Annotated in this window: 17 protein-coding genes; 3 read left to right on the forward strand and 14 right to left on the reverse strand. The window is 57.7% G+C overall.

What is annotated here, in order from left to right; genetic code table 11:
- Window positions 1-164 precede the first annotated feature (164 nt).
- Entirely contained in the window at window positions 165-1,052 is an 888-nt protein-coding gene (locus HMPREF2860_RS02785; protein WP_070628578.1) for a KPN_02809 family neutral zinc metallopeptidase, read from the forward strand.
- Between the two features lie 27 nt (window positions 1,053-1,079).
- Here the strand turns inward: HMPREF2860_RS02785 and hisS are convergent, their stop codons facing one another.
- Together hisS and HMPREF2860_RS02795 are read right to left on the reverse strand one after the other, a co-directional pair.
- The gene (gene hisS / locus HMPREF2860_RS02790) at window positions 1,080-2,363 is read right to left on the reverse strand and encodes a histidine--tRNA ligase (protein ID WP_070628579.1); all 1,284 of its coding nucleotides are present in this window, start codon (window positions 2,361-2,363) and stop codon (window positions 1,080-1,082) included.
- Between the two features lie 43 nt (window positions 2,364-2,406).
- On the reverse strand, window positions 2,407-3,078 hold the full coding sequence (locus HMPREF2860_RS02795) for an MBL fold metallo-hydrolase (protein ID WP_070628580.1): 672 nt from the start codon (window positions 3,076-3,078) through the stop codon (window positions 2,407-2,409).
- Window positions 3,079-3,686: 608 nt separating this feature from the next.
- On the opposite strand from HMPREF2860_RS02795, the gene HMPREF2860_RS02800 reads away from it, so the two are divergent.
- Window positions 3,687-4,559: a peptidylprolyl isomerase gene (locus HMPREF2860_RS02800; protein WP_210386745.1), complete on the forward strand. Its 873-nt coding sequence runs from the start codon at window positions 3,687-3,689 to the stop codon at window positions 4,557-4,559.
- A 123-nt stretch (window positions 4,560-4,682) separates the two neighbouring features.
- Here the strand turns inward: HMPREF2860_RS02800 and HMPREF2860_RS02805 are convergent, their stop codons facing one another.
- The 8 genes from HMPREF2860_RS02805 to ruvC all read right to left on the reverse strand — a co-directional run bounded on the left by HMPREF2860_RS02805 (window position 4,683) and on the right by ruvC (window position 14,028).
- A complete protein-coding gene (locus tag HMPREF2860_RS02805) occupies window positions 4,683-6,944 on the reverse strand; it encodes a RelA/SpoT family protein (RefSeq protein ID WP_038628875.1) in 2,262 nt (753 codons plus the stop codon).
- A gap of 7 nt (window positions 6,945-6,951) precedes the next feature.
- Complete coding sequence (locus tag HMPREF2860_RS02810) at window positions 6,952-7,488, reverse strand: adenine phosphoribosyltransferase (protein ID WP_070432221.1); 537 nt, start codon at window positions 7,486-7,488, stop codon at window positions 6,952-6,954.
- Window positions 7,489-7,598: 110 nt separating this feature from the next.
- Window positions 7,599-8,816, reverse strand: a complete 1,218-nt coding sequence (secF, locus tag HMPREF2860_RS02815) for a protein translocase subunit SecF (protein WP_038628873.1) — start codon at window positions 8,814-8,816, stop codon at window positions 7,599-7,601.
- A gap of 6 nt (window positions 8,817-8,822) precedes the next feature.
- On the reverse strand, window positions 8,823-10,748 hold the full coding sequence (gene secD, locus HMPREF2860_RS02820; RefSeq protein WP_038628872.1) for a protein translocase subunit SecD: 1,926 nt from the start codon (window positions 10,746-10,748) through the stop codon (window positions 8,823-8,825).
- A 309-nt stretch (window positions 10,749-11,057) separates the two neighbouring features.
- Window positions 11,058-11,522: a preprotein translocase subunit YajC gene (gene yajC / locus HMPREF2860_RS02825; RefSeq protein WP_038628871.1), complete on the reverse strand. Its 465-nt coding sequence runs from the start codon at window positions 11,520-11,522 to the stop codon at window positions 11,058-11,060.
- 66 nt (window positions 11,523-11,588) lie between these two features.
- Complete coding sequence (ruvB, locus tag HMPREF2860_RS02830) at window positions 11,589-12,701, reverse strand: Holliday junction branch migration DNA helicase RuvB (protein ID WP_016422683.1); 1,113 nt, start codon at window positions 12,699-12,701, stop codon at window positions 11,589-11,591.
- Between the two features lie 66 nt (window positions 12,702-12,767).
- Window positions 12,768-13,388: a Holliday junction branch migration protein RuvA gene (gene ruvA / locus HMPREF2860_RS02835; protein ID WP_038628870.1), complete on the reverse strand. Its 621-nt coding sequence runs from the start codon at window positions 13,386-13,388 to the stop codon at window positions 12,768-12,770.
- Between the two features lie 82 nt (window positions 13,389-13,470).
- Entirely contained in the window at window positions 13,471-14,028 is a 558-nt protein-coding gene (ruvC, locus tag HMPREF2860_RS02840; protein ID WP_016422681.1) for a crossover junction endodeoxyribonuclease RuvC, read from the reverse strand.
- Between the two features lie 115 nt (window positions 14,029-14,143).
- Between ruvC and HMPREF2860_RS02845 the strand changes: the two genes are divergently transcribed.
- Window positions 14,144-14,608, forward strand: a complete 465-nt coding sequence (locus tag HMPREF2860_RS02845; protein ID WP_038628868.1) for a DUF3817 domain-containing protein — start codon at window positions 14,144-14,146, stop codon at window positions 14,606-14,608.
- 155 nt (window positions 14,609-14,763) lie between these two features.
- On the opposite strand, the gene HMPREF2860_RS02850 is transcribed toward HMPREF2860_RS02845, so the two are convergent.
- The 4 genes from HMPREF2860_RS02850 to pdxS all read right to left on the reverse strand — a co-directional run bounded on the left by HMPREF2860_RS02850 (window position 14,764) and on the right by pdxS (window position 17,999).
- Window positions 14,764-15,516 (reverse strand): YebC/PmpR family DNA-binding transcriptional regulator, encoded by a 753-nt coding sequence (locus tag HMPREF2860_RS02850; protein ID WP_005511479.1) that lies wholly within the window; start codon window positions 15,514-15,516, stop codon window positions 14,764-14,766.
- A gap of 79 nt (window positions 15,517-15,595) precedes the next feature.
- Entirely contained in the window at window positions 15,596-16,216 is a 621-nt protein-coding gene (pdxT, locus tag HMPREF2860_RS02855; protein ID WP_016422679.1) for a pyridoxal 5'-phosphate synthase glutaminase subunit PdxT, read from the reverse strand.
- The gene (locus HMPREF2860_RS02860) at window positions 16,216-17,094 is read right to left on the reverse strand and encodes an acyl-CoA thioesterase (RefSeq protein WP_016422678.1); all 879 of its coding nucleotides are present in this window, start codon (window positions 17,092-17,094) and stop codon (window positions 16,216-16,218) included. Before HMPREF2860_RS02860 ends, pdxT begins: the two co-directional genes overlap by 1 nt.
- Before the next feature lie 2 nt (window positions 17,095-17,096).
- The gene (gene pdxS, locus HMPREF2860_RS02865) at window positions 17,097-17,999 is read right to left on the reverse strand and encodes a pyridoxal 5'-phosphate synthase lyase subunit PdxS (protein WP_005511452.1); all 903 of its coding nucleotides are present in this window, start codon (window positions 17,997-17,999) and stop codon (window positions 17,097-17,099) included.
- Window positions 18,000-18,057: the final 58 nt, after the last annotated feature.

The raw sequence follows: 18,057 nt of genomic DNA on the forward strand, positions 1-18,057 counted from the left end.
TTATTTTGCCTATTACCGGTCATCGCCTTGGGTCTACCTCGGGCTTCATGTACTCACTTAGACATAGATTTTTGTAGGCCTTGACGTTGACTTCCATACGGACACTTTGACGCAGCGCTATTCAATGGCCCGTTTTCCGAACCCTATGCAATAGTCTTACTCCTATGACCTTCCGGAATGACTTCCAAAAGAGCTCGGCTCGTGCCGAGCGACGCTCGGGTGGTGGCCGCGCTATTGCAGTAGGCGGTGGCGGCATCGGCGGCCTTGTCCTCATTGGCCTGTACTTACTTCTCGGCGGCGACCCGGGACAATTGGGACAGCTGACAGGTGCCCAGAACAACCAGTCCTCTCAGACTGCACAGCAAACCCCTGGTGAGGATCCCTGTAAAACCGGCGAAGATGCCAACAGCCGCATCGATTGCCGGATGGAATTCACCGGCATTTCGGTCGACCGAGTCTGGGAAGAACAGCTTCCCGCACAGGCCGGCATCGGGTACACGAACCCAGGCCTAGTCCTCTTTGAAGGCTCCACTCGGTCGGGCTGCGGCGCAGCGTCCTCGTCCACCGGCCCGTTCTACTGCCCCGCCGATCAAACGGCCTACTTCGACACGGAGTTCTTTAGCACCCTGGAGCGCATGGGCGGAGGCAACGGCCCGCTCGCGCAGGAGTATGTCGTAGCCCACGAATTCGGTCACCATATCCAAAATTTGGAGGGTACGCTCGGCCGCAGTAACTACAACGAGCCTGGCCCCGATTCCGATGCCGTAAAGATTGAGCTGCAGGCAGACTGCTATGCGGGTATCTGGGCTCATTACGCGGACAAGGGGCCGGACGCAATCCTCGAACCGCTTTCCGACGAGCAAGTTGCCGATGCCCTCAAAACTACGAAGGCCATTGGCGATGACACCATCCAGCAGCATTCCGGCGGTGGTGTTCAACCGGACTCCTGGACCCATGGCTCAGCTGAGCAGCGTACGAAGGCATTCCTCACCGGCTACAAGTCAGGAAAGATGTCTCAGTGCGACACTCTCGAGCGCGGTGTCTACAGCTAGACTCCGCACTCAACAAATGCGCGTTTCCTAGATGCGCGACTGCAACTCCTGAACCAGCGCATCTAGGACCACCGCGTGCTGCTCGTGGGACTCGAGGTCCTTCAGCTGAACCTCGCCCGCAGCCAATTCAGATTCGCCGAGAACCAACGCAAATCGGGCTCCAGCGCGATCGGCACCCTTCATTGCACCCTTCAGCCCGCGGCCACCGTAGGACATATCCGCGCGGATACCCGCTTGGCGCAGCTTATTGATCTGCACCGCCATAGTGTGAGCGGCTTCTTCACCGAGCGCAACACCATACACATCGACGCGTCGACCGTCGCTAGCCTGCTTGCCCTCGGCTTCCAGCGCGAGCAGTGCACGATCCACACCCAAACCAAAGCCAATTCCGGACAGCTCTTGGCCGCCGAGCTGCGCCATCAGGCCGTCGTAGCGACCACCGCCACCGATACCCGACTGAGCACCAAGGCCGTCGTGAACAAACTCGAAGCACGTCTTGGTGTAGTAGTCCAGCCCCCGCACCATTCGAGGATTGATGACATAGGGCACCTTCATGTCATCCAACAGTCCAGTCACAACTTCAAAGTGATTGCGAGCGCTGTCAGAAAGGTGGTCCAGCATCAGTGGCGCGTCAGTGAGCATTTCCTGCATTTCCGGTCGCTTATCGTCGAGAACACGCAGCGGGTTGATGTTTGCACGGTGACGTGTTTCCTCATCCAGCGGCAGGTCAAACAAGAATTCCTGCAGCTTAGCACGATATTCAGGACGACAGGTGTTGTCACCGAGGCTGGTCAACTCAAGGCGGAAACCCTCCAGGCCGATGCCGCGGAAACATGCGTCGGCAAGCGCGATGACCTCAGCGTCCAGCGCGGGATCATCGACGCCGATTGCCTCTACGCCTACCTGCTGCAACTGACGGTAGCGGCCCGCCTGTGGACGCTCGTATCGGAAGAAAGGACCAGCGTAGGACAGCTTGACCGGCAGCTGACCGCGGTCGAGATTGTGCTCAATGACCGCGCGCATCACGCCCGCGGTACCCTCCGGGCGCAGGGTGACCGAGCGGTCGCCGCGGTCGGCGAACGTGTACATCTCCTTGGTGACGACGTCCGTCGATTCACCTACGCCGCGTGCAAAAAGCCCGGTTTCCTCGAAAATTGGCAGCTCAATGTGCTCATAGCCCGCAAGTCGTGCACGGTGCTGGAATGAGTTTCGCACCGCCTCGAATTCGCGGGAGACCGGCGGGACGTAATCCGGCACGCCCTTGGGCGCGGAGAATGGCTTCAACTTCTTTGGCTTCTGGCTAGAGTTCACTCCGCTAACTCTACCTGCCAACTCTCACGACGTGTCAGCCAGGCTAGATGAGGTTTTGCAGGAAGGGGTTGGTCTCGCGCTCCTCGCCTATCGACGATGCGGAGCCATGGCCCGGAAGAATCATGAGGTCATCCGCCAGCGGGAGAACCTTATCCTTCAACGACTGCTGCATGTGCTCCGGACTACTGCCCGGTAAATCTACGCGACCGATAGCCCCCTTAAAGAGGACGTCCCCGCTGAAGATAATCTCATCTTCCCCATCGGAAGCGCGCAGCATTACGCACCCCGGTGAGTGACCCGGTGCGTGAATGACTTCGAAATTCAACCCTGCCCACTTTACTTCGTCGCCATCCTCGAAGAAATCGGCTTTCGTATAAGCCTGCATGGACTCGATGTCAAAGAGGTGTCCGAAAGAAGAACCGCCGAGTTTCGGATTGGCCAGCAACACATTGTCGGTTTCGTGGATGAAGACAGGGATATCCCAGAAGTCGGCGGCCTCCGCGACATCGCGGACGTGGTCGATATGACCATGGGTCAGCAGAATTGCTTCCGGCTTCCAATCTCGCTTTTCAACCTCGCCGCGTATTACCTCGAACGCTCCCATGCCCGGGTCAATAATCACGCACGGGGTAGCCAAATCGTCCATCTCCGGAGCGCCTGTTGCCACGTAGCAGTTGGTCTGAAAAGGGCCGGCTGCAAATCCAAATATCTCCATAGCGCACATTCTATCGAGTGTCTGCTTGGCTCGAGCTGGGTTCATTTATCACGCTGTTAAGTTCCCGCTAAAACGACGGCTGATAGGTGGCGAAACTCGTAGAACTGTTCTTGGCAATTGGAACTGACGATTGGAAGCTTTTATGCAGATTACGTACTCAGCCACTATCACCTTTTTCATCCTGACAGCTGTGGGAACGGCTCTAGCAGGTTATCCGCGACTGGCCTTCATCCTTTTCATGTCAGCCGCAATAAGCCTGGGTGCGAGGAGTCTAACTCGCCGTTGTCGTAGTCGCGTTGTCGAAGGCACAGGCAGAAGTAAGAGCTGCATCACGCCGGAGAAGGTGAAGAAGTACCGTCGCCAACACCCCGGTGTCGGCATCAAAGAAGCTGTCGAAGCTCTACGTGCTAAAGCGGAACGCCCTTTCCCATGCCGACTTGGCCTGTCATCTCGCAAATGAGAACCGACTCCGGGCATAATGGTCGATTGTGTACGCGACGGTGACCGACTGAGCTTTCACCTCAAACTCGGTCACTATCTATGGGCAAAACCGTCCGCTGGTGTGCCGTCACCGGCAATCGATGACTAACAGATACGGAGAGAGACTAGTGGCCAATAATGAGCAAAGGCGCAAAGATGCGATGCGGACGCTCGAGCGCGAACTTAAGCGCCGTGCACGTGCCGAGAAGCTGAAGCCACTGGGTGTTGTCGTAACCACCTTGGCTATCCTGCTCTTTATCGGTGGCGGAATCTACCTGCTGACCACGGCTGGCGGCGCTGACGACAATGAGGCCGCTGATGAATCCACGACTCCAGTCGAACCTGCAGCTCTGACAGCTACTCCCGTCAGCGGTGAAAAGGTTCCGATGAAGCGCTCTTCCGCGCTTCCGGAAACCGTGACCTGTGACTACCCGGATGATGGCGAGGCATCGAAGGATATCGATAAGCCAGCTACCGACAAAGTTCCCGCCACTGGCACTGTAACCATCACTCTGAAGACTAACCAGGGCGACATTCCGATGGAGCTGAACCGCGCTATTTCACCTTGCGGTGTCAATGCGATTGAGCACATGGCCAAGTCCAACTACTTCGACGGCACCGTGTGCCACCGTATTACCGGTGGTGGCCTGAACGTTCTGCAGTGTGGTGACCCGACTGGTACCGGTAGCGGCGGCCCGGGCTTCAAGTTCGCTGGCGAGTGGCCGGTCAAGGATTCCGGTCTGGATCAGAACACCCCGTTGGTGTACCCGAAGGGCTCTATCGCCATGGCAAACCCGAGCGACCCGGATGCCAACGGCAGCCAGTTCTTCCTCAACTGGGCAGATTCTCAGCTGCCACCGCAGTACACCGTGCTTGGCTCCATGACTGACGAGGGCACCAAGACGGTTGCGGACATTGCGAAGAATGGTATCGAGGGTGGCGGTACCTCTGACGGTAAGCCAGCTAAGGAAGTCCGTATTGAGAAGGCGGAAGTCAAGTAGTCGACTCAACTAACTGATTGAGAAATCAGTGACTTAAAAGGGCCAAGGTGTTTGCGCCTTGGCCCTTTCTTAGTGCCAACGTGGCCTCGTCCCTTTTCACATATCGATGCGCTGATAAACCGGCTACTGACCAGAAGTAATGCGGTAGACATCGAAGACTCCCTCGACACCGCGCAGAATGTTGAAGATATAGCCCATCTGCTTAGTGTCCGAAACCTCGAAGCTAAAACGCATTACGGCAACGCGGTCATCGGAGGTATGGGAGGACGTCGACAGGATTGAGACCTTCTGATCAGAGAAGACGCGAGTGATCTCCGAGAGCAGTCCGTGACGGTCAAGTGCTTCGATTTGCACCGTAACCATAAAGACCGCCCCGGAGGAATCTGTTGCCCAGGAGACCTCGATAATGCGCTCGGGCTCCTGGTGGAGTTTTTCCGCATTGGTGCAATCCGTGCGGTGCACGCTGACACCGCCACCGCGGGTGACGAAACCAAAGATGGCATCGCCAGGCACCGGTGTACAGCACTTGGCCAACTTGGCAGCCATATCCGCACTGCCCTCCACAAGCACGCCGGTGCTGTCGGCGCGACGCGGAGTATTGTGCACACTCATCTTCGAAATCGGAGTGCGCGAGACCAACTGCTCTTCTGCATCGTCTGTGCTCGAGAACTGCGCCATCAGACGGTGCGTCACATGCTGAGCCGATACCTGCCCCTTACCAATCGCGGTATAGAGCGCATCGACATCCGCATAGTGCAGCTCGGAGGCAATCTGCTTGATGGACGCCGGAGTGAACAGGCGGTGCATCGGCAGACCACCGCGCTGTACCTCTGCCGCCAGCGCATCGCGTCCGGCATCGAGTGCCTCCTCGCGTCGCTCCTTGGCAAACCACTGGCGAATCTTTGCCCGCGCACGGGGAGTTTTAACGAACTTCTCCCAGTCCTTGGACGGACCAGAATGGGCATCCTTGGACGTGAAAATCTCGACGCGGTCACCGGTTTTTAGCGGTGATTCCAACGCCACCAACTTGCCGTTGACCTTGGCACCAATACACCGGTGGCCAACCTCAGTATGGACCGCGTAGGCAAAGTCGACCGGCGTGGAGTCCGCGGGCAAAGTGATGACATCACCCTTCGGCGTGAACGCAAAAATTTCAGTGACTGAGAGATCATAGCGCAGCGAGTCCAGGAACTCGTTAGGATCTGCGGCCTCGCGCTGCCAATCCAGCAGCTGACGCATCCACGCCATCTGATCGACTTCGGCGGAATCTCCCTTATGAGAGCCTTTTGTTTCCTTGTAGCGCCAGTGTGCGGCAATGCCGTACTCAGCGTTGTAGTGCATCTCATGGGTGCGAATCTGCACTTCTAGCGGGGCCCCACCTGGACCAATGACCGTTGTGTGCAACGACTGGTAAACCCCGAAGCGCGGCGCGGAAATATAGTCCTTGAATCGCCCCGGCATGGGTTTGAACAGCGAGTGGACGGCGCCCATGGCGGCGTAGCAGTCCTTGGTCGTGTCCACCAGAACTCGAAGTCCGACCAGGTCAAAAATCTCGTCGAACTCGTGGCCGCGGACAATCATCTTCTGATAAATCGACCAGTAGTGCTTCGGCCTGCCCTGTACCTCAGCAGCAATGTGAGACTCCTTCAGATCCTTCTGAATCATCTCGGAGACTTCCTGGATGTACCGGTCCCGCTGCGGCGCTCGGTCTGCGACCAAACGCACAATCTCGTCGTACTTCTTCGGGTACAAAATGGCAAAGGAGAGATCTTCCAACTCCCACTTCACGCTGGCCATTCCCAAACGATGCGCCAGGGGTGCAATCACCTCGAGGGTCTCGCGGGCCTTCTTAGCCTGCTTTTCCGGCGGCAGGAAACGCATTGTGCGCATGTTATGCAGCCGGTCAGCCACCTTGATAACCAGCACGCGCGGGTCCTGGCTCATGGCGATAATCATCTTTCGCACGGTCTCTGCCTCGGCGGCGGAGCCCAACGCAACCTTGTCCAATTTGGTCACGCCGTCGACTAGGCGCGCGACCTCTGGGCCGAAGTCCCGTTCCAGGTCCTCCAGCGTGTAATCGGTGTCCTCGACCGTGTCATGCAGCAGCGCCGCCACCAGCGTGGTGGTATCCATACCAATCTCGGCGGCAATAGTGGCGACTGCAAGCGGGTGAGTGATGTATGGCTCGCCGGATTTCCGGTACACGCCGTCGTGAAGGCGCTCGGCGGTATCGTAGGCACGCTGAAGCACAGCTAAATCCGCGCGCGGATGCACCTGCCGATGCACCGCGACAAGGGGATCTAGCACCGGGCGGGTCTTCGTTCTGTTTCCGGTAAGGCTTCGCGCTAGGCGAGCACCATAACGGCGTGCGGGCCCTTCAGCCATGGCTCATTCACCCCTTATTAACCACGTACAGAGGCAGATCAGCAAGCTTCTCCCGAGCGCCCAGGCCTTCAACCTCCAGCACGGTGCACAGCCCGGTCACCTCGACACCAGCTGTCTCTAGCAGGGCGCGAGCTGCACACAGGGTGCCACCAGTTGCCAACACATCGTCGACAAGTACGGCCTTCTTGCCCTTCAGCTCAAACCCACGAGCCGGAATCTCAAGCGCGGCCGTACCGTATTCCAGTTCATAGGTCTCCGTCAGCACAGGTGGTGGGAGCTTGCCCTTCTTACGAATAGCGAGCACTCCCAGTCCGAGCTTGTATGCCACCGCAGAACCCAGCAGGAATCCACGCGCATCGAGGCTGCCGATAATATCGGCCCCGAACTCTTCCACCTTGGCGGAAATCTCGTCCACAAGCAGGGCGAACGTCGTGGCGTCGGCAAGCGCCGGCGTCAGGTCCTCGAACAGTACGCCCTCAACTGGAAAATCGGGCACAAACCGAATCTGATCAGCTAATGCCTCACGCGCGTGTGCATACGACACAGGTTTAAGCTCCTTTTCGGCAAAAAGAAAAAGTGCGGGTACCTGTCAACGATACCCGCACAATGCGCTTTTAAAGTAGTTTCACCCGAACCACTGGGAGGTGCTACCTCCTACTGCCCCGGACGCCAGGACAGCGGCTTGTCTTCATCGCCCTTAAGCTTCGGGGTCTTCACCGTTCGTTTCGGCGTCGACTGTTCCATTTCGCTTGCAGACGATTCCTTCGCGCCCAAGTCCTCCGCGACATCAGCAGTGGCGGAATCGGTGTCCGATCCGGCCCGCTCAGATGCCTTTGCGCGAGCAGACAGTACCGCCTCGTCATGCTTGCGGTATTCACGCTGACGCGACTTGAGCGTTACCAACAGCGGCGAAGCCAGGAAAATCGAGGAGAACGTGCCCTGAATAATGCCGATGAGCTGAACCAGCGCCAAATCCTTCAGCGTACCGACACCCAGCATGCCCACGGCGATAATCATCAGTGCCAGGATTGGCAGCAGCGTCGACACTGTGGTGTTTATAGAACGCATGATGGTTTGGTTGACAGCCAGATTCACCAGCTCGGCGTAACTTCTACGTGTCGATGAACGATATCCTGCCGTATTCTCGTCGACTTTGTCGAAGACCACGACGGTGTCGTACAGCGAGAACGACAGCACGGTCAGGAGACCGATAATGGTGGCCGGGGTGACATCAAGGCCGATCAGCGCGTAGATGCCCATAATCACGATTGCGTCCACGGCCAGGGCGAGGATGGCAGAAATGGCCATGTCACGCTCGAAGCGGATAGTGATGTAGGCGAATACCAAGCCCAAGAACACTACTGCAGCCAGCAGCATGCGGTTGGTAATCGACGAGCCCCACGATTCCGAAACGGTCGAGTCACCAATCGCATCCGGGGTCTGCTCCCCCTGTGCGTCGACGGGTTTGAATGCGTCGTTCAGTGCGACGCGAGCATCATTAATCTCGCCCTGGGTCAGCTTCTCTGAGGTGATTTCCAGAATGCGGCCTTCGCCAGAACCGATGATCTGCACCAACTCCGGCTTGACGCCGGTGGCGTCGGTGAAGACCTCCTCAGCCTGTTCAGTCGTCACTGACGCAGGCGGCATAGTCATCTTGGTGCCGCCCTCGAAATCGATACCGAAGCTGAACCCTCGAATCAGCATCGATGCTAACGCAACGACAATGACGGCAATCGCAATCTGGTACCAGCGCTTCCGCTTACCGACGATATTGATTCCACCCTCGCCGGTGTAGAGGCGGCGGAAGAATGAGTCCTCGTTAGCCGCGTCATTTTCACTAGTCAGCGCCGGATTCGTCTGAGTAGTATTCATGGATTCCTACTTCCCCTCATTCGCGCCGGAGTCAGCCGAACCGGTGTCGGCAACTGCACTGGCGGCTGCATTGGAGGTGACAGCCTTTTTACCGGTAGCTACGGACTTGTTCCTGTTAGCGACCTCCATGACTGAACCAAAGCCGTTCATGGATGGTTTGGACAGTGCCGGCCACTTGCGAGTAGCCAGAATGACCAGTGGCGCAGTCACCAGGAAGGCGGTCACAATATCGAATGCCGTGGAAAGACCAAGCGTGAATGCGAAACCACGCACATCGCCAACAGCCAGGATGTAGAGGACCACAGCCGCAATGATGGACACAAAGTTACCCGACAGGATCGTACGCCGTGCTCGTCGCCAAGCATGGGGTACCGCAGAGCGGAATGTCCTACCCGCACGAATCTCATCCTTAATGCGTTCGAAGAAGACGATAAAGGAGTCAGCTGTCACGCCGATGGAAATGATGATACCGGCGATACCAGCGAGATCGAGTGAGTAGCCAATCCAGCGACCGAGCAGCACAAGCACGCCGTAGACCATCGCACCAGCTGCTGCCAGTGAAACCAGCGAGATGGCTCCGAGGCCTCGGTAAAGAACGATTGCGTAGACGACAATCAGAGCAATACCGATAATGCCGGCAAGCAGACCGGCCTCCAGGGAGGCCGACCCCAGCATGGCTGGAATGGTCGTAGTGGTACCGCCCGGCTCGCCGTCCTCACCTGCGAAGGACAGTGGCAGTGCGCCGTAACGCAAGTTATTCGCCAGCGCCTGTGCCTCATCGATAGTGAAATCACCCGTGATTCGAGTAGCTGAACCGACCGGGGTTGCCTCCTGAATCACCGGGGCGGAAATGACCTTCGAGTCCAACACGATAGCGACCTGCCGCTGCAGGTAGTCATTGGTCAACTTGGTCCATGTGCGAGCGCCGGTGTCGTTCTTACCGGACTTGAAGCTAAAGGAGACCTGAATCTGACCAGACTGCTGATCGTAGCCACCGGTAATCGGCGCGTTAGTATCAATAGCGTCACCGGACAGACGCTGGCCCTTGGCCTCGTCGTTCTGCCCAATCAGCAGCGGAGCCTTGCCCAGGAAGATTGCCTTACCGCCTTCTGGCGCACAGGTCACCAGCGGCTTGGCCGGGTCATCGGCACCCTGTAGCGAATCAACTGCATCGCGGTTATCGCAGGTCATTAGCGCAGCGGCTGCAAACTGTGTCGTTGGATCTTCGGACTGGCGAGTCGCCAACAGCACGTCACGAACCTTCGTACGCAGCTCTGCCGCTTCAATCGAGTTCGCCGGCTTTGCCGGAGCCGTTGCGTCCAGCTTCGGGGCCTCGCCCAGCGACGTGGACAATTCCTCCGGGACCGGCTGGTCCGGGTTCTGTTCCTTGAAGGCATCAATTGCACGCTTCTGCGTTTCATTCATGTCCTTGTACAGGTCATCGACGCGCTTGGTGGCATCCTCCTTCGACAGGACACCGACTGACACCCAATCTTCAGCAGTCTTCTTAACTACCTCGCCAAAGGCAGCCTCATCAGGGCCCTGCGTGGGCTGCTCTACCGGACGGAAGAAGAGCTGCGAGGTCTGGCCGAGCGTACGCGCCTCCTGTGAGTCTTCACCCGGCACGGTAATGACCAGCGTGTCACCGTCGGTGACAACTTGAGCGCCACTGACGCCCATGCCGTTTACGCGGTTCTCCAGAATCTTGCGAGCCTGGTCCAGCTGATCGCGCGTCGGCTTTTCGCCCTGCGGTACCAGGGTTACTCGGGTACCACCCTGCAAGTCGATGCCCAACTTTGGCTTGGCTGATCCGCCGCCGGTGAAAAAGACGAGTGCGTACGTAAGAATGAGGAAGCCAACAAACAGTGCCAACAGCCACTGCGGCCAGTTCCTCTTGAATGTATTCGCACCGGATCTGGATTTGCTGTTCAAAGCAAAGTCTCCTGAATCGTGACGTTTAGGTACTTAAGCGCTTCGGGAAGAAACGCATGTCTATAACCACACCGCGAACTCGCGCGATACCAGGCAGGGGCATTGCGGGCGTCGCTAAGCAAAGCTATAAACACCAACCGCTCGAGAATAACCGATTTAGCGGCCTGCGCCGGTTTTGACTTGTACCTATTTAGTGAAAATCTTGCCCACGCTTGCCGACGGCGAAACCTGGGGCGCGCCCGTAGCCCCACGGCGCACGCTACAGCTTGGATGCATGCAAACCGGCAGGGCGTGGGCGTACGAAAACTGCTACTGCTTCTCGGTGGAAGTGGATCCGTCTGGATCCGAGGTATCCGGATTACTCGGGGTATTCGGGTTCTCGACCTGCTCATTGATGTCCGAAGCTTTATTGTCAGCCGGGCCGTGGCCGGTGATTTCTTGAACATCGCCGACGTGGTCATCTGGCGCATCGGAAACACGGCCACGTCGATCACGGTGAGCGTAGCTAGCTCCGGTACCGGTGGTGAGGTTGCGGGCAATGGCACCCTTTTCCCAACGGGTCACGATGCCGTCAGCGATGATTAGGTCGACGGTTGTTTCGGTCGCATCAACGACCACACCATGCATACCGGAACCGGTGATGACCTCCGCGCCCGGGGCCAACTTATCCTGCATGTCCCGGATGGTGCGCACCTGCTTGTTCTGCTTGATGATCTGCCAAATTGGCAGCGCCAGGAACAAGAAAATAAGTAGGAGGAGAATAGTTTGATTCATGTCTGCCGAGTTTAACGAATTGCCAGCTAGCAATTCCACACTGACCCGGGCGGGTCGATGAGAAAGCTATTCTCCGATAGTTCCCTCCGGGGGCTGCAGCCCCAAGTGCCGCCATGCTCGGGCAGTTGCCACGCGTCCGCGCGATGTACGTGCAATCATCCCGGCACGGACCAGGTAGGGCTCGCACACTTCTTCCACAGTCGAGGGCTCCTCACCCACTGCCAACGCCAGGGAATTCACGCCCACAGGGCCGCCACCGTGCCCCTTGACCAGGGCCGTCAGCACTGCCCGATCCAGACGGTCGAGCCCCAGCTCATCGACATCGAAGACAATCAATGCCGCCTTGGCCGCACCAAGATCAATAACGCCACCGGAGTGGACATCGGCGAAATCGCGGACGCGACGCAGCAGGCGGTTGGCAATTCGCGGTGTACCGCGCGAACGCGACGCAATCTCCACTGCAGCCTCCGGGCTGATGTCTACCCCGAGGATCCCAGCGGCACGGGTAACCACCTTTGTCAGATCTTCGACCTCATAGAACTCCATCTGCGCGGTAAAACCAAAGCGGTCACGCAGTGGGCCAGTCAGCATACCCGAGCGCGTCGTCGCACCGACCAACGTGAATGGTGGAATCTCGAGTGGAATCGACGTAGCTCCAGGCCCTTTGCCTACGATGACATCAATACGGAAATCTTCCATTGCCATGTACAGCATTTCTTCCACTGGCCTGGCAATGCGGTGAATCTCATCGATAAACAGGACATCACCCTCGAGCAGGTTCGACAGCATTGCTGCCAAATCGCCAGCGCGAATAAGCGCCGGACCGGAGGTCATTCGCAGGGAGCTCCCCATCTCCTGCGCAATAATCATGGCCATGGTGGTCTTACCCAGCCCGGGAGGTCCCGACAACAGAATGTGGTCCGGAGTCACATTTCGCCCCCGTGCCCCGGAAAGCACTAAATCCAGCTGTTCGCGGACCTTGGGTTGGCCGATGAACTCCCCTAACGACTTTGGTCGCAGGTTCGATTCCGCATCGGCTTCCTCGACCTGAGCGCGGGCATCGACATCACGTTGTACACCATTTCCACCACCGCCAAAATGGTCGTTGGCTTCCCCACCTAAAGAGTCCCTGAAGGGATTGCCCGACACGTTAAACTCCGTGCGCTCGATATCGCTCATAGTCCCCTCATCCTAGTGCACTGCCAATTTTCATCATCAATGTAGCTGCAGGTCCTCGACCTGGATTTACTTGTCACCCAATGTCTTTAGCGCCGCCTTCAGCGCCATTGAAGTATCCAAGGTCGGATCAATCCGAACAACGGTCTCCGCTGCCTCATTCGCGTCAACTTCCGGGAACCCAAGCCCGACCAAAGCACCAACGACCTGATCCAGATCTGCCTTCAAAACAAGGCCAGGTGCTGCTCCGTTTGCAGCTTCCTCCGGCGGCGATACCGCCCTGTCCGCGAAAACCTCGACCTTATCCTTCAATTCAACCAACAGGCGCTCCGCCAATCGCTTGCCGACGCCGTTAGCTGCTTGCAAGGCCTTCGCATTCTTTGAGGCGACCGCATTGGCAATCTCCGCCGGCGACAGTACCGAAAGAACAGACATCGCGACCTTTGGCCCCACCGTCGAGACAGTGCGCAGGAGCGCAAACATCTCACGTTCCTGTGAATTGGCAAAACCAAAGAGCGTAATCGCGTCTTCACGAACCGCCATTGTGGTCAACATAAAAGTCTGCTCATGCCTCACCAACTGGGAAGCTAGCCTGCCTGTAATGGTGACCAAATGCCCGACACCACCGCACTCGATAACGCAATAGTCCGCACCGAGGTCGATAACTTCACCGCGAAGAGATGCAATCACTTCTCACAATTCCTTTCACTACGGCTTCCCTGAAGACACCGCGATAAACGCCGAACTCACAAGTGTTCTCTAGCAAGCTCCCCTACCGCGAGGGATTCTCACGGCGAGAAAGCTCCAACTCCCGCTCCTCGTGCTGCTTCGCAAGCGCAGCCAAGGTGTCGCGCTGGCGTTGCAGAACCGGACCACGCCAACAGTGGCAGATAGCGATAGCCAAAGCATCCGCTGCATCTGCAGGTTTTGGCGGAGTTTCCAACCCAAGGATTCTCGTCACCATCATGGTCATCTGCTTCTTATCAGCTCGACCGTTGCCGGTGAGCGCCTTCTTTACCTCCGATGGCGTGTACATATGCACTTCCAAGCCGCGTCTCGCCGCAGCGAGGACAAGGACACCAACCGCGTGCGCCGTCTGCATCACGGTGGACACGTTGCCGCGTTCGAATACCCGTTCCATCGCAACCACGTCCGGCTCGTACTCATCCATCCACTGCTCCACGGCATTGGAAAGCCGTAAAAGACGATCCTCCAACGACGCCGTGGTTGGTGTGCGGGCGACCCCCACAGCAATGGGAATGACTTTCCTGCCCTGAGTACCTTCCGCAATGGAGAGACCACAACGAGTAAGGCCAGGGTCGATGCCCATCACCCGCAGAGATCCAGCTCGATAATTCACTCCTCCACTAATACCATATTTCGAACAGCTGTTTGTATCGTAGCTAGAAGGAGTACCAACCGTTGGTTCTGATACGTTTAACACCATGAATTCACCGAAGAAGCTCTACGGCGTTCTCGCTGCAGCTGAAATGGTCACGTGGGCTCTGCTGCTTTTAGGCCTGGCGCTGAAGTACCTGTTCAAAGTCACTGACGCCGCCACCACTATCTTCGGCACCATCCACGGCTTTACGTTCCTGTGCTACGTAGTCACCACCATCATGGTGTGGATCAACCAGCAGTGGAGCTTTGGCCGCGGTGTCATCGGCCTCGCCTCTTCTATCATTCCATTCGCAACCTATCCGTTTGAACGAAACACCCTGAAGGCAGGCCTTCTGGATCGGCCCTGGCGCTTTACCGACGAATCCGAGGAGCCACAGGGCATATTCGAGTGGGCACTCGCCATGATTATTCGTCGCCCCTTTATCTCGGCGTTCGTCATCTTGATTGTTCTCGCGGTGGTCTTCACACTGTTGCTGATGGCCGGACCTCCGACTCAGTGGTTCTCCTAGGACGCCCATAAAAAACCAATCCCCATCGGACTGCTTTCCGATGGGGACTTCCTGTTGACACCAGCTCGCCGAGCAATTCAGCGTTGCCGACTGCCCTACCACGGGCACCCTTTAACGCCGAGAAGCCAGTCAGCAGAACCGTCGACAAAAAACGCCTAGTCGTCGAGTTCGGCGATGACCTCGTCGCTGATGTCGGCGTTCGAGTAGACGTTCTGCACGTCGTCGGACTCTTCGAGAGCGTCAATCAGACGGAAGAGCTTGCGTGCGCCGTCAGCATCGAGAGCGACTGTGGTAGAAGCGCGGTAGTCCTGATCTGCGGAGTCGTACTCCATTTCGGCATCGACAAGAGCGGTGCGGACATTCATCAGATCGGTAAAGGCGGAGACAACCTCGAACTTTTCACCCAGGTCGTTGACTTCCTCTGCACCGGCATCGAGAACCGCCATGAGCAGGTCATCCTCGGTCAGCTCGCCCTTCGGCAACTCGACGACACCCTTCTTTTCGAAGAGGTACGCCACGGCGCCGTTGTCCGCCATGTTGCCGTTGTTCTTGTTGAACGCCGAGCGCACATCGGAAGCAGCACGGTTACGGTTATCCGTCAGGCACTCCACAATCAAAGCGACGCCACCAGGTGCATAGCCTTCGTAGACAATGGTCTCCCAGTCAGCACCGCCGGACTCCTCGCCGGAACCACGCTTGCGGGCACGCTCAATGTTGTCGTTGGGAACCGAGGCCTTCTTGGCCTTCTTGATCATGTCATCGAGGGTGGGGTTACCAGCAGGATCACCGCCGCCGGTACGAGCCGCGACCTCGATGTTCTTGATCATCTTTGCCCACTCTTTGGCGCGCTTGGCGTCATTAGCAGCTTTCTTGTGCTTTGTGGTTGCCCATTTTGAATGACCCGACATGTGCTAGTTCCTACCAATCCTCTCGTCAATACCCATATAGCTGGGAATTAGTCAGGTGTTCATTATACAAACTGGGGATTTAAATTCCGACAAGCTCTCGCAAAAAGAACTCGTGGAGCCGAGTCTCCCCCGTCGACTCCGGGTGAAAGCTGGTGGCCATCGCAGCCCCCTGCCGTACTCCGACCACTGTACCGGCGGTCTCTCCAGCCGATTCTGGCACCCGCGCTAGCACCTCAACGTCGTCGCCGACACGCTCGACCCATGGGGCGCGAATAAAGGCGGCGTGCACAGACGACTGGTCACCACCAATCGCCAGCTGCGGGATATCCAAGTCAGTTTCAAAGGAATCCACCTGACGGCCAAATGCGTTACGACGGACCGTGATGTCAATCGCTCGCAGGTTTACGGCATCCGGACGGGTATCGAGCACTTCGTCGGCAAGCAAAATCATGCCTGCGCAGGTGCCATATGCCGGAAGGCCATCGCGGAGAGCTTCCCGCAGCGGGCCTTCAAGCTCATTGAAGACCATCAACTTGCTCATGGTCGTGGACTCGCCGCCGGGCAAAATTAAGCCGCTAAGTCCCTCCAGGTCACGGGGCAAGCGCACCTTTCGGTGCGGGACGCCGAGCTGGTCAAGGACATATCCGTGTTCGGCAACGTTGCCCTGAAGAGCGAGGATACCGATTGTTTCCTGTGTCATTAATCTAGGTTCTCACTGCGAGCATCGAAGTTCGTCGCCACTGGCACGGGCTCGACACCCGGGGCCAGGCTTCGGGTCAGCCCTTCCTGCGTGACGACGGCCACGAGCTCGCCCTTTTGGTTAAAAATGCGACCGTGAGTCAGTGCGCGACCCGCATGCGCTGATGGTGAAATCTGGTCGTAGAGCAGCCATTCATCCGCACGGAACGGACGCATAAACCACATCGCGTGGTCGAGGCTGGCTTCCTGGACCTCAACGCCTGGATGCGGAACGAGTGCCGATGACAGCAAAGTCATATCCGACATGTACGCCAGCGTGCAGACGTGGAAGGTCTCGTTATCCGGCAGGCGATCCTTGCACCGGAACCACACCAGCTGCTGAGACGGGGTGTATTTGTTGTGTTCGAACTGATCATCCGGCACTACCCGGATATCCCAGTCCGCCCACTCGCGCATTAGTAGACGACGTGTGTTCGTCATCTCAGAGGTGTCGGTGACCACATCTTCAGGATCTGGCACCTTGCGCATCACGTCAGAGTGCTCGAGTCCCTCATCCCCCTTACGGTGGAAGCTGACCTGCATGACGAAAATCGTACGGCCATCTTGCACAGCTTCGACGGAACGGTGGCAGAAAGACCGGCCATCGCGAATTCGCTTGACCATGTACACCGTCGGGATATGGGGGCGGCCCGGGCCTACAAAGTAGGCGTGGAGGGAGTTCACCGCGAAGGTATTACCCACCGTGCGCGTCGCCGCGACGAGGGACTGGCCGGCAACTTGGCCACCGAAAGTGCGCTGTAGGATTGACTTAATGACTGGGCCACGGAAAATGTCCCGGTCAATCTGCTCCAGATCTAATACCTCGCGGATGTTAGCCATTTTTACCAGCCACGCTCAGCGAGTCGGTGCGGCTGCGGAATCTCGTCGACGTTGATACCGACCATTGCCTCGCCGAGCCCGCGGGAGACATCAGCGATGACCTTCGGATCATCGTAGTGCTGAGTTGCCTGGACTATAGCCTTGGCGCGCTTCTCCGGATCACCGGACTTGAAGATACCGGAGCCAACAAAGACACCCTCAGCACCGAGCTGCATCATCATTGCAGCGTCAGCCGGCGTTGCAATGCCACCTGCGGTGAAGAGTACGACCGGCAGCTTACCGGTCTCAGCGACCTCGCGTACCAGCTCGTACGGTGCCTGCAGCTCCTTGGCGGCAACGTAGAGCTCGTCCGGAGCCATAGAACGCAGACGGTTAATTTCAGCGCGGATGGTGCGCATGTGAGTCACAGCGTTGGAAACATCACCGGTACCGGCCTCACCCTTCGAGCGAATCATGGCAGCGCCCTCGTTGATGCGGCGCAGAGCCTCACCCAGGTTGGTCGCACCACAGACGAACGGCACGGTGAAGTCGAACTTGTCGATATGGTTCGAGTAATCGGCCGGGGTCAGAACCTCGGACTCGTCAATGAAGTCAACACCGAGGGACTGCAGAACCTGTGCCTCAACAAAGTGGCCGATACGGGCCTTGGCCATAACCGGGATGGAGACGGCATTGATAATGCCCTCGATCATGTCCGGGTCGGACATACGCGACACGCCGCCCTCTGCGCGAATATCGGCGGGGACGCGCTCCAACGCCATCACGGCAGTTGCGCCGGCATCCTCAGCGATCTTGGCCTGCTCCGGAGTAACGACGTCCATAATGACGCCGCCCTTCATCATCTCAGCGAAACCACGCTTCACGCGTGCAGTGCCCTGCCCGGAGTTGTTCTCAACCGTGCTCAACGAACCCTACTTCCCTAATACAACTGGTGAATGTGACTGTTTGTAGTCGTTTAACACT

This window comes from Corynebacterium sp. HMSC064E10 (assembly GCF_001812505.1).
Lineage (GTDB): Bacteria > Actinomycetota > Actinomycetes > Mycobacteriales > Mycobacteriaceae > Corynebacterium > Corynebacterium amycolatum.